This is a genomic window from bacterium, from assembly GCA_037143175.1.
Taxonomy (GTDB): Bacteria; Verrucomicrobiota; Kiritimatiellia; order CAIKKV01; family CAITUY01; genus JAABPW01.
This window is the reverse complement of sequence record JBAWZF010000036.1, coordinates 1-12,134: the sequence shown is the minus strand read 5'-3', so window position 1 is coordinate 12,134 and position 12,134 is coordinate 1. Positions and strand designations below refer to the sequence as shown.

Genomic DNA, 12,134 nt, shown 5'->3' with positions numbered 1-12,134 from the left:
TTTTTCTTCCTTTTGACTCGAACTCCGTTGCCCGCAGGGTATAATTCAACACCATGCTTGCTTTTCTGAATATGATGGTGCAACTTCCTCATTGAGGAAGTGTTTTCCCCTGGTGGTCTCAACGGGCAAGTGTCCGTACCGCTCAATATCGTTTTCCTGCGAAGTTCTTAACAACAAACCCACATATCTATGGCTCGTCATACATTTTTTAGTTTCCACTACGTCAATGACGTTATGCGCGCTCAAGTCATTAAAAATGCTTGGGTCACTCAAGATCGCGTTGAATCTGGATTTTTCGACAAATCTGCCTTTGAAAAAGCGCAGATCGAAAGTCCCGATAACTTGAAGCGTTTTTTAACAAGCAAGCTCGAAGGTACGTCTGTGACTTGTGTTTGTGTTGGGGCTCAAACTTTTGCACGCCCATGGGTTCGCTATGAAATCATGCGTAGTGTTCAGCAAGGCAAGGGACTGCTTGGGGTGAAACTCGACCAAGTCAAGTGCGCTCAAAGCGTTAAAAAAGGTCTTATTGGTTACGAACGAAGCGGTGCAAATCCATTTGATCAGCTTGGTATTAGGCGTAACGATGGCCGACTGAGTTGGATAGAATGGAAAGCTGGTAAGTGGGTGCCGTTTAGTGAGGTCCCTTCCGTTGCTGAAACTGATGTTCCGTATCAACTGGGCAGTAAAAGCGCACTAAAATTATCCGAACTATTTGCGGTCTACGACTACAATCCAAGCATTGATCACCTGAAAATTGGCCAGTGGATAGAGAATGCCGCTAAGCACGCTGGGCGGTAATTTCGATTACGCTAGCCTGTAGGTGCTTAATAATCGAAGTTGGAGAGGAGTAAGTGCGCATGGCTCCATATATTATACCTACGCTCCAAAATGCATCATTGGCTGGTGCCCGCATTTGGCTGTCAGGGTCTTTGCCCGAAGTTTCAGTTTCTTCGGAGACCGAGAGATCGGAAATGCTCGCGTTTGTGCGTAATTTCGCTTCCCAAGTGTTTCGAATGGGCGGGCATATCTTGCACGGAAGTCACCCCTCGTTCACTCCAGTCCTATTGGAAGAAGCGAAAAATTATCAACGGAATGGAGGTAAGAAGGATTGTCTCGCATTAGCGGTATCGCGTTATTGGTCGAAAGATAGCAAGAATGCGTCGATAGAAGACTGGCGGAAAAGTTGTATGGTCTATGAGACCTCTGAAGCCTCTGGGACCAATGCTCGAAATGATAGCCTGGATATATTGAGGAAATGGATGGCCGCTCGCTGCGATGTCATAGTTGTTGTAGGCGGTAAATGGTGGCAGGAAGTGGCTGGACAAGCTGGTGTTCCTTTGGAAGTTGGCCTCGCGCTTGATAGAGGAATTCCGTGTTTTCTGTTGGCTGGATTGGGGGGTGCAGCCAGAGAATTTGTGGCAAAATATCCTCATCTTTTGCAGCAACTTAAGAACGGCTTTGATGAGATTTCAAATCGAAAACTCGCAACAGAGGAAAACGTTGGGGCGCTCGTACAGACGGTATGTGATCAACTTGAACGCTTGCCGCTGGTTAGAGGTCGAAGTTCTGACGGGGTATCATTCAGAATTCTTGCGCTAGATGGGGGTGGGCTTAAAGGTGCATTTACGGCCGCTGCTCTGGCAGCTTGGGAGGCTCAGACCAAACTGCGAGCAGTTGATCATTTTGATCTGATTGCAGGGACTTCGACCGGTGGAATCCTGGCCATTGGTTTGGGGCTGGGTCTCTCTGGAAAACAGATGTTGGAGTTTTATCAAGAGCGCGGCTCGGTGATTTTTCCTGTTACCAGCTTCCGGAGTAGTATCCGTCACACTTTTCGTCATCTCTTTTTTCCTAAATTTTCACAAGAAATCTTATTACGTGAACTCAAGGCTGCTTTGTATGGTGGGAAGCCTGCGGTTCTTTTCGGGAGTTCTCAGTGTAGGCTGTTAATTCCGAGTTATCATGCAGTTGCTGGAGCTTCGCACCTATTTCGTACGCCTCATCACCCGGATCTGACTGCGGACGCCTATACCGAAGCTGCTGATGTTGCGCTGGCCACGGCAGCGGCGCCCACATTCTTTTCCGCTGCGAAAATTGCCAATATGGTTTCGGAGAGCAGCTATTTCGATGGCGGAGTTTGGGCTAATTGCCCAGCGATGGCAGCGATTGTTGAAGCCGTTTGCTACCTTCGCATTCCGATGGACCGGATTGATGTCTTAAGCGTTGGAACAACTGAGGAACCATTCACCGTCAGAAAACAGACGCGAGCAGGTATCTTTCGGTGGAGCAGAAAGCTCCTCAAGCTCTTCATGAACGCTCAAGAAGAATCGAGTCTTCGCCATGCGCGATTGCTGGCTGGCGAACCACGATTCCTTCGGGTCAATGTAATGACATCACCGAAAAGTTACAGCCTAGACGGACCAAAGGAAATTGGCGAGTTGGCTGATCTTGGTAACCGGGCTGCTTTGGACCCGGTTGTACTCGGTCAAGTGAAGTCTCGATTTCTGAACGGTGTTGCTATTACTCCATGGGAAAGATTTTGAAACAGGAGAGAAATCTTAAAATTCATTCAAATATTTCATCAGGGTTTCTGTGAATAGTTGCCCAAAAAACTCTGTCAATTATCGATTGGTCCTTGTGCAATCTGTGAACTATAAATCAACGGGGGACGAAGATGAAATTCAATATCCACGCGCATATTTTTAACTTCAAGTCAATTTTGACCCAGGAGGCAGTACGCATCATGGGGCAGCGTGCGAAAGGAAGCCAATTCGGAGAACTTGTCATCGGTGGGCTGGATGCCGTGTTGGAAAGATTGGATGAGTCGGGCGATCCAGATCTGCTGGCGGTCGTATTTGGAGATTCTGTCGCCACGAATCCAGTGCTCCGCAAGTTATTGGTCAAGGCGGGTTTAAAAGATACGCACGCTTCGCAGTTGGTCAGCAGGCTTTCTGATTCAATCCACGACAACGCTGACTATAAGAGCATCCGCGCTGCTTTTGACATCATCGATGCATTGCTGGATCCGGACGCGGAGAGCGACACGGCAGCGGAGACGCTGGGGGATTTTCTCGATTTCCTGCGTATAGCCCTGTTGCCAAACATAGATCAGGTGACCGATGAAATATTGGGCCAACTTCGCCGTGGCGACGCGCTGGTACCGCTGATGATGGATATTATCGGGACCAAACCGTTAAAACGGGACCTTTCGCTCTTCCCAAAGCAACTAGATTCGACTTCTAGGCAGATACTGCGATATCCAGGTCGTGTGCTGCCATTTGTAAAGGCCAGCGGACACCGCAAGGGTACGGGAAACCATGATACAGCATTCGACTATGTGAAAAAAGCTGTGGAGACCATGGGGTTTGTGGGGGTAAAGCTGTATCCTTCGTTGGGGTACGATCTTGCCTCGGTTGCTGATGTTTTAGAATATTGCAACGATAATGACCTGCCTGTGCTGCTGCACTGTAATCGGACAGGCTTTAAGCGTGGTGACGGGGATGAGGCATTCACCCATCCGCGGTTGTGGGATCCGATTTTGAAGAAACACAAATCGCTCAAAGTCTGTTTTGCTCATTTTGGTGGCGATGAATTTGTTGCCACTCATATTGCGCCAGACCTGAATTACGACAACTGGACTGAGGTGATCCACCAGTTGATCCTGTACTACCCCGGTCGCGTATTCACGGACATTTCCTTCAACACCCTGCCCATGAGCAAGGCTCCCAATGCAGCGGCCTATTTACCTAAACTAAAAACATTCATCGCCGATCCCGAGATGCGTTCTGCCATACTTTGGGGAACCGATTTCTTCATGGTGAGACAGCGCTGCCGTGACATCAACTATGAGCAGTACTATCGAAAACAGCTAGGGGCTGATCAATTTCGGGTCATTGCCGAGGACAATCCGCAGGTGTTCTTGGGATTGGATAAGTTCAAGGCCAATATCCAGAGATACCTAAGCTTTCTGGCTCAACCTCTGAAGTCTGATTGGTCCAAGGCCGGCGGAATTCTCATGCAGCCCGAGATATACAAACAGATGTCCGACAAACTTGGAGGGGATCCTCCTCTGTGGAATCCTGCATGCAATCGATCGCAGCAGGTATTGGCCAAGTATCTGCGTGGATTGTTGGCTCCTATTTATCGCACTGACCTAAAGAAGGATGCAGATTGGATGGTCACTTTGGCGGACTACAAAGGAATTCATTTTGCAACAGCTCATGGATTCGCGCCGGCTGGCAACGCCTTCGCCCTTGAAGTCTCGGCACGGATGGCGAAGGCGGGCGTTAAACTCAAACACCCCGACTTGGATTGGACGCCTGTGGAAGACGAAGTTCGGCATTGGGCAAAGGATCCTAATAACTGTATCGGTAAGTTGGGGGTCGCCTTGTGTTCTTTAGTGATCCCTGATTGAAAAAGGAGAAACAATGAGCCGTATCATTCGACTAGGACTGCTTATTTTGTTTGTAGTGATTTGGGGCGCCACTTCATCGTCAGCCGACATGCTTTCGCCGAAGGCTCCTGTGGACGACAAAGAGGACTGGTTTTCCTGGGATAAGTCTAAAGTTGGCCTGAAGATGATTAAGGATGAAGGCGGTCCCCTGAATCTCGGAGGTGCATTCATCTGGGACCAGAGCTGCTATCATCAAGGGCGGCGCTGGAAGGGTTCGCTTGCCTCATCCGGCCAAGTGCAAACGGACAGTGGTGCCAACTCTACGCCTATCAAGGCTGGGGGTAGTCTGGCGGCCATGCATCGCCTTCAGTGTTTTCCCGACAATGATATTCTGGATGAAAGTGTTTCAGTGACCGCCCCCGTTGTCGACCTGGGGCTCCGGGCGGCTGTGGAGTCCAATCAGCGATTCTCAGAGTCATTGGCCCTGGTGGGGCTGGAAGCCCGGTTCGAGAATTACATGAATGCAGAGGGCCTAATGAGCGCATTACCTGATCTGACGGCCAGCATCGATCAGGCACAGCGATTCACGAGCGAAGAACGACAGAACCTTGGACTTAGTGAAGATGATAATTTTGTGCGTTGGAGCATTGCTGCGCTCTGGCGATCCAATCTCGGGACATGGATGCCGGGCGATAGCCTTGATCGGTTTTTTGTCAACTTCGGCCTCTGGCATACTGAGGAGCTTTCTCCGGAACAGGCCTGGGGAAACTCTGGCTTCGACCGTTCGACGGGGTGGAAAGTCGAATTAGAAACCCAGTTGGCGGATTTGATCGGTGATCGAAAAGGCGGTGTGCTGACTGCGGCGTCAGTATTTGTCGGCTACGAATCCGGCGTCATCGCCCCTGCCACGACTAAGAATGACACAGTATACCTCTATCTGATGTGGGACGGAAAATCTGTTTTAAGGCGATGACATGACGAACGTAGCCTCAAAAACGTAAGCGGAAAAATGGTTGCGCAACCCGCATTAATAGGGTTGCGCACGATGTCGGATGGTTCGGTTACTGTAAACTAATTCCACAATCCAGTTCGTATCGGATAGATCAGGAAGCACTACCATGGCGCCGGCTTTTTGCAGAGCCTCCACGGTGAACTTACCGGTGGCGACGGCGATTGAGACCGCATCGATGGCATGCGCCGCTGCAATATCGTTTGGGGTGTCGCCAATCAGAAAACGGGCTTGGATGGTTTGGCCGGGCCTGAGCCGTGCCTCCACACGTTTCATGGCCAGGCGGGCAATCTCGTTCCGGTCTGCGTGTTCATTCCCAAAGGCCCCTAGTACAAAATGGTGATGGAGGTCGAATTGCCGCAGCTTGATCCAGGCACAGGATTCAACATTGCCTGTGACCAATCCCAGAATGACGCCGGGTGCGGCAGAGAGGGCTTCCAGAAGAGCCTTGACGCCAGGGAATAAGGTCAGCTCGGCCTGATGCACGGCAGTCTCCAGTTCGATGGGAAGCTGCGCATGAAACCGGTCGAAATCAGCGGCAGTGATCGTTCGCTTATGATGCTCCATGACCTGACGAAGCACATCCAGATCCGTGCTGCCCGCAAAACTGATTCTGGATAGGTCGTCCTCAATGTCAAAAATTGTTTTCAGGGAGCGAACAAAGGATTTCACGCCTACCCCCCGCATGTCGAGGAGCGTGCCATCAATATCAAAGAGAATAGCCGTAAGTGCAGTAGGCAGGTAGCAGTTGGCAGTGGGCATGTCCTGAGTCCTGAGTTCTGAATCCTGCAGAACCTTCCTGAGATCCTGCCTCAATTCCGCCATTGAGCCAAACGTCAAATTGGCTAGATCCGGTGGGGCGGTGGGATTAACGAGGATCGTGTGGCAACCGGCGGCACGTCCGGCTTCGGCGTCTTTGGGAGAATCCCCAATCATCCAGGATCGGCTGAGGTCAATGGAGTGTTTTTGGGCCGCTGCCAGAAGCATTCCCGGCTTGGGTTTGCGGCAGTCACAGTTATCCTCGCGGTTGTGAGTGCAGGTGAAGATGTCCAGCAGTTCAAAACCATATTGTTCCTTGAGCGTGGCACGTAGCCGCTGATGCATGTCCTCCAGTGTGGCGAGGGTCATGATGCCGCGGGCGACTCCGCGCTGATTGGTGATGATGATGGCGACATAGCCAAGTTCTGTGACAATACGGAGGATGTCGACAAACTCGGGCAGGATGTGGAAATCCTCCCATCGCTCGACATAGCCGGGGCCTGGGGACTGATTCACAATCCCATCGCGATCAAAAAAAATGCATTTTTTCATGGTGTCTGAGGGACTATTGAAAATGTTGACTCAACGAATATTTGTGAACGTACCGAACCTGTCCTATAGGCGACAACTCGTAATTTATGGCGTCCGGAAGTCATGGTAGCGGGGTCGAGCGTGGCCACAGGAGATTTGCCGAGTGCCTGAAGCGTTTTGCCGTCGAGGAGGAACATGAATCGATTGAAGACGTCGCCATTGCGGGATTCAATTTTCGCGGTGACAGTCGTGTTTTCTGAAAGGCCTGCTTCTTGAAGACCTTGAATGGACATGGTTGAGCGCGGAGCCCACGGGTTTGCAAGGGGGTCTCCCATAAGCAGGATTTGCAGGGGGCAGCGAATGGACTGGATCAGGCTTTCAAGCATCGTGCAGCCTGCTACCTGATGTGAAAAGACCCGGGCATGAGGGAACTTCATCCAGATGGACATGGGCTCTGTGACGGTCCCGGCGGAAGCCGTTGCGCCCGCCCGTATCCACTCGCTGATTTTAGTCTGCCCATTACTGTCAAATGCCGCACCGAAACTGGTCAGGTGCTCCGCGATCGCTCCCGGAAGAAACCGGAACTGGCCTTTGGCGATTTCCGGAAGTTCAGCCGCGCCAGCCATAACCCCGGATAGTGGCAGCGGGGCTTCCTTATTTGTTGGGGGGATAGGAGCCATGACGGCGGTGATCTCTTTCGTATTCAATTCGCGGATGGCAGGTTCGAATTCCCATGCCCGGCACAGGGTTCGAATGTCACTATTGGTCAATATCAGGATGGTGCCCTCGGGTCTTGTCCGGTCGGACTGTACGCCGGTCTTGAGGCAGGCCATGATTTCTTCGCGGGTATTGCCGTTGGGTCCGATATAGCCAAGCATCATACTTGGTATCGGCATATCCTTTCCGAGCCAGGTGTTTTGAACATCCAGGGACTGGGCGGGGAATCCAGAGATACGCGGGGTTTCTGGCCCGGCAAAAATCGGGGAGGCATAAGTGCCTCGTTCGACTTGTTCTTTCTGTGGCATTTTTCCTTTCAGGAAGGTGATCCCCTGAATGGAGAGGGCGGGGGTAGCGGTAATACGGAGGGGGAAATCTACGGAATAGACCCAGGCGAGTATATGATCGTCCAGCCCGCGCTCGCGCACAATCTGACAGGCGGGATTCCATATTTTTGCGTTGAACTCGGCCGGTGACATCTCGAGTGCCGGGTTGGACGGGAGATCGAGTGCCACAAGGTTCTCTTCAGGAATATGGCGCATAGCCGCATAGTCCCTGGCGATCTCCATGGATCGCGGGGATTTGCGGTTTGCCAGAAGCAGGACTTCATGCGGGCCGAGCGCCGAGACAGAAGGGGGCAGTAGGCAGAGGGTAGTAAGCAGTAGGCAGAGGGCAGAGGGCAGAGGGCAGAGGGCAGTAAGCAGTCGACCGTGGGGAGTTGGCAGAAACCTTGCCATCTGACTGCTGTATGCCACAGGTGTCCCTTTCGCTCTCTTCATTCACTGATTGCTGCAAACTGCCTACTGTTGACTGCCCGCTATTTTCACTTAGGCAACTCAATGGGGCAGGGTTTGATATTCCAAACCTCCTTCGAGTATTCCATGATGGTGCGGTCGGAACTAAATTTGCCCATATTGGCAATATTCATCAGCACCATCCGGGTCCACTTGTCTTCGTCCTGATAGGTTTCGTCCACCAGCTGCTGCGCCTGGATATAGGACTGGAAGTCCGCCAGATGCATGTAGTGGTCGCCGTGTTCCAGCAGCGCTTCCCGGATGGAGTGGTACAAGCCCGGCTGTTCCAGGTTGATGAAGTCACCCGACAGGCAATCAACGATTGTCCGGATAGATTCATCATTGTTGTAGTACTCCCAGGGGTTATAGCCAGCTTTGCGGAGTGCTTCGACCTCTTGAACGGTTTTTCCGAACAGGAAGAAATTCTCGGCGCCGACTTCCTCGCGGATCTCGATATTGGCCCCATCCAGGGTGCCGATGGTCAAGGCTCCGTTCAGCGCAAATTTCATATTCCCCGTGCCGCTGGCCTCGGTGCCGGCGGTACTGATCTGCTCGCTCAGGTCGCTGGCCGGGATAATGCGCTCGGCAAGCGAGACGCGGTAATCGGCCAGGAAGACTACTTTCATGCGGCCCCGCACGTCGGGGTCAGTATTGACCACGGCAGAGAGATCGTTGATGAGCTTGATGATCAGTTTGGCCATTGCATAACCCGGCGCCGCTTTGCCGCCGAAGATAAAGGTTCGGGGCAGGACAAACTTGTCGGGATCTTTTTTGATTTCCGTATAGCGGTGGATGATGTGCAGGCAGTTGAGCAGTTGCCGCTTGTACTCATGCATACGCTTGACCTGAACATCGAAGAGCGAGTTCGGGTCAATCTCCACTCCATGTGCAACGCGGATGTAGTCGGCAAGGCGAACCTTGTTGTCGTGCTTGATCCGGCGAAGTTCCGCCTTGAATTCGGCGTCCTTGGTGTAACGTTCCAGTTTCTTGAGCTGATAGAGATCCTTGATCCAGCCGTCCCCGATTTTCTTCGTGATCAGGGAGGCCAGGGCGGGATTACTCTTGAGCAGCCAACGGCGCTGGGTAATGCCGTTGGTCATATTGGTGAACTTCTGCGGCCAAAGTTCAAAGAAATCCTTGAACAGGGTTTCCTTCAACAATTCGGAATGCAGGGCCGCGACACCGTTAACCTTATGGCTGCCGACGACGGCGAGGTTGGCCATGCGGACCTGTTTTTCATAGCCTTCTTCAATGAGTGACATACGGTTCAGCCTCTCATGGTCGTTCGGGAATTTATTCATGACCTGACGCAGGAAACGTCGGTTGATTTCGTAGATAATGGTCAAATGCCGGGGCAGCAGATCCTCGAACAGGCGGGTGGGCCATTTTTCGAGCGCCTCGGGCATGATGGTGTGGTTGGTATACCCGAACACACGTGTGGTCAGATCCCAGGCCAGATCCCAGTCCAGTCCGTTGACATCGATAAGCAGGCGCATCATTTCAGAGATGCCCATGGCGGGATGGGTGTCATTGAGCTGGATGGCGACCTTGTCGGGTAACACACGCCAATCGGTGTTGTTGACCCGGAAGCGGCGCAGGATATCCTGGATCGAGCAGGATACGAAGAAATACTGCTGCTTGAAGCGGAGCTCGCGGCCCTGTTCGATGCGGTCATTTGGATAGAGGATCTTGGTGATGTTTTCGCGCAGGATCTTCTGCTCATAGGCACGGATGTAATCGCCGTTGTTGAAGAACGAAAGATCGAACTCTTCAGACGCCCGGGCGGTCCAGAGACGCAGGTTGTTCACCGTGTTGTTGCCGTAGCCTGCAACGGGGAAATCGTAAGGCAGGCCGATAATGGTGTCGTGATTCACCCAGCGGCAGACCTGTCGGCCCTGGTCGTCGCGTTCATCTTTGACTTCACCCCCGAAGTGGACGGGGTACTGGTATTCCGGTCGCTCGATATCCCAGGGGGTTCCGTCACGCAACCAGTTGTCCGGCTCCTCGACCTGATTGCCATTGCGCAGCGCCTGACGGAAAATACCGTAATCGTAGCGGATACCATAGCCGTAGCCTGGGAGTTCGAGAGTGGCCAGGGAGTCGATGAAGCAGGCGGCAAGACGGCCGAGACCGCCGTTGCCGAGGGCCGCGTCACGTTCCAGATCACGCAGATAGTTCCAGTCAAGACCCAGTTCGGCCATGGCTTTCGTGACCATCTCGTCGAGACCGAGGTTGATCACATTGTTTCCCATGGCGCGCCCGATCAGGTATTCCAACGATAGATAGTACACGCGTTTGACGTTACGCGAGACGTAGGTCTGGTTTGTTTGCATCCAGCGCCCGATCAGGCGATCACGGACAGCCATGGCAAGTGCGATGTAACGATCCCGGTCGGTCGCAGAATACTGGTCGCGGGCCAGAGTATATCGCAAATGGTTCTCAAAACTCAGTTTGATGGCCTCGACGGTGTCGAGGGTCCGATATTGTCTCAAATCATCCGATTGAACCGCGCCCGGATTCGAGGCGGAGGATTTTCGAGTCTTTTTCATATTTGTTTCGGTTTTAGCCATAATTTACCCCACTTCCAAATAGTCTCAGTAGTAAAAATATGGAGTGTAGCGGAAAGAGGGAAAGATGGCAAATAGCCCTTTATGGCACCCAGCAATCGCGCGGCTCAGGCAGGCTTCGCCCTCTGGAATTTATGGCGCAGGGATATTGGCGTCCGTTTCATGTTCCGGCTGGGGGATCGGCTCCGGTGCGGACTACGCCACGGGAGTTGGAGCCTGAGTCTCCTCCCTATTGTTCAAGAAGTCCGCAAACATCGCATCGGTTACGTCGCTTACGCGCCGAAAGTGAAGGCTAACGTTGGCTTAAAAGGATTGATAATGATCTTGCGTGACAGAATGTATCACTATAGTATCACATTATGAAAACAGAACTTGTGACTACGTTAAAGCGACAAGCTACCAGAATTCTTGCTGATTTGCATGACTCGGGCACCCCTGTTTTGATTACTGAGCACGGCAATCCATCGGCATATCTTGTTGATGTGACAATGTTTGAGTTGATGCAGAGCCGGATGAAGATCCTCGAAGGCATCGCGCGCGGCGAGCGCGCGATCCTGGAGAAACGCACGGTGTCCCATGATGACGCCAAGCGGAGGCTCTCAAAGTGGCTCACCTGATATGGACTGAACCTGCCTTGGACGACCTTGACGACCTTGTCGGCTACATTGCGATGGATAACCCGATTGCGGCAAGCCGCTTGGTGAAAAAGGTAATTGAAAACGTAGGCCGACTTGAACGATTTCCTCATTCCGGAAAGAAGCCTGAGGAATTGCCAGGCACGCCCTATCGAGCGATTTTGGTGTCACCTTGCCGGATCTTTTACCGGTTCGATGGGGAAACTGTTTTTATTGTTCACGCGATGCGTGAAGAGCAGCAGCTCGATCGTTTCCTACTGGATGAACGGGGAAAAGGATAATCATGATGCCAACCACACAATTCCGGCTAGGCTTCTCGTTACGGTAGGGCCACCTGAACTTATCCAGCCTCATCCATAAATCAGAAGAAGAACAGGAGGCGAGGATGTCTAAAACAGTGACGTTACGACTTGACGATGCCGTATTTCGGGCCCAACATTCGCAAGCTACAGGGATATACTCCCGCCACATGGCGATACCGAACAGGCCCGTATCGAATCTTCTATTCTGTGGATGAGGCAGAAAGGATTGTTGTCATACTGACCATCGATGATCGAAAAGATGCATGCCGATAATTCGGCCAAGCCAAATACTGTCTTTGTGGTCGGGTTCCTTGGTGCAATTGGTGGCATTGCGAACCAGCCTCTACCTAGCCGCAAAGGCAGCGGGCGCATAAGAATAATGATGATTATGCCGATTCTAACTGTTATTATTTTACCAGAAAAAGGG

12 protein-coding genes are annotated in these 12,134 nt (G+C 52.0%); 9 read left to right on the top strand and 3 right to left on the bottom strand.

Translation table 11 applies throughout. The features are described 5' to 3' along the window. The first annotated feature begins 189 nt into the window (after window positions 1-189). The 4 genes from WCI03_10890 (at window position 190) to WCI03_10875 (ending at window position 5,366) form a co-directional block, all read left to right on the top strand. Window positions 190-798, top strand: coding sequence for a TIR domain-containing protein (locus WCI03_10890; protein MEI8140360.1), 609 nt, complete (start codon window positions 190-192; stop codon window positions 796-798). 59 nt (window positions 799-857) lie between these two features. After that, on the top strand, window positions 858-2,543 hold the full coding sequence (locus WCI03_10885) for a CBASS cGAMP-activated phospholipase (protein MEI8140359.1): 1,686 nt from the start codon (window positions 858-860) through the stop codon (window positions 2,541-2,543). Window positions 2,544-2,674: 131 nt separating this feature from the next. Further along, window positions 2,675-4,414 carry an amidohydrolase family protein gene (locus WCI03_10880; GenBank protein ID MEI8140358.1) on the top strand — a complete coding sequence of 580 codons (1,740 nt, stop codon included), beginning with the start codon at window positions 2,675-2,677 and terminating at the stop codon, window positions 4,412-4,414. Between the two features lie 13 nt (window positions 4,415-4,427). Beyond that, window positions 4,428-5,366, top strand: coding sequence for a hypothetical protein (locus tag WCI03_10875; protein ID MEI8140357.1), 939 nt, complete (start codon window positions 4,428-4,430; stop codon window positions 5,364-5,366). Between the two features lie 54 nt (window positions 5,367-5,420). Here WCI03_10875 and WCI03_10870 read toward each other — a convergent pair whose 3' ends face one another. Genes WCI03_10870 through WCI03_10860 form a run of 3 tightly spaced genes read right to left on the bottom strand, consistent with a single transcriptional unit; the run spans window position 5,421 to window position 10,773 of the window. Beyond that, window positions 5,421-6,713: an HAD-IIIA family hydrolase gene (locus tag WCI03_10870; GenBank protein MEI8140356.1), complete on the bottom strand. Its 1,293-nt coding sequence runs from the start codon at window positions 6,711-6,713 to the stop codon at window positions 5,421-5,423. Further along, a complete protein-coding gene (locus WCI03_10865; protein MEI8140355.1) occupies window positions 6,710-8,188 on the bottom strand; it encodes a TIGR03790 family protein in 1,479 nt (492 codons plus the stop codon). Before WCI03_10865 ends, WCI03_10870 begins: the two co-directional genes overlap by 4 nt. A gap of 44 nt (window positions 8,189-8,232) precedes the next feature. Continuing rightward, a complete protein-coding gene (locus WCI03_10860; GenBank protein MEI8140354.1) occupies window positions 8,233-10,773 on the bottom strand; it encodes a glycogen/starch/alpha-glucan phosphorylase in 2,541 nt (846 codons plus the stop codon). 81 nt (window positions 10,774-10,854) lie between these two features. Between WCI03_10860 and WCI03_10855 the strand changes: the two genes are divergently transcribed. The 5 genes from WCI03_10855 to WCI03_10835 form a co-directional block, all read left to right on the top strand. Continuing rightward, on the top strand, window positions 10,855-11,133 hold the full coding sequence (locus tag WCI03_10855; protein ID MEI8140353.1) for a hypothetical protein: 279 nt from the start codon (window positions 10,855-10,857) through the stop codon (window positions 11,131-11,133). Continuing rightward, a complete protein-coding gene (locus WCI03_10850) occupies window positions 11,130-11,387 on the top strand; it encodes a type II toxin-antitoxin system Phd/YefM family antitoxin (GenBank protein MEI8140352.1) in 258 nt (85 codons plus the stop codon). Before WCI03_10855 ends, WCI03_10850 begins: the two co-directional genes overlap by 4 nt. After that, window positions 11,375-11,686: a type II toxin-antitoxin system RelE/ParE family toxin gene (locus WCI03_10845; protein MEI8140351.1), complete on the top strand. Its 312-nt coding sequence runs from the start codon at window positions 11,375-11,377 to the stop codon at window positions 11,684-11,686. The genes WCI03_10850 and WCI03_10845 overlap by 13 nt, the downstream gene beginning before the upstream one ends. A gap of 135 nt (window positions 11,687-11,821) precedes the next feature. Further along, the gene (locus WCI03_10840; GenBank protein ID MEI8140350.1) at window positions 11,822-11,980 is read left to right on the top strand and encodes a type II toxin-antitoxin system RelE/ParE family toxin; all 159 of its coding nucleotides are present in this window, start codon (window positions 11,822-11,824) and stop codon (window positions 11,978-11,980) included. Next, window positions 11,955-12,134, top strand: a 180-nt coding sequence (locus WCI03_10835; protein MEI8140349.1) for a hypothetical protein, incomplete at its 3' end; no start/stop codon positions are given. The genes WCI03_10840 and WCI03_10835, both read left to right, overlap by 26 nt.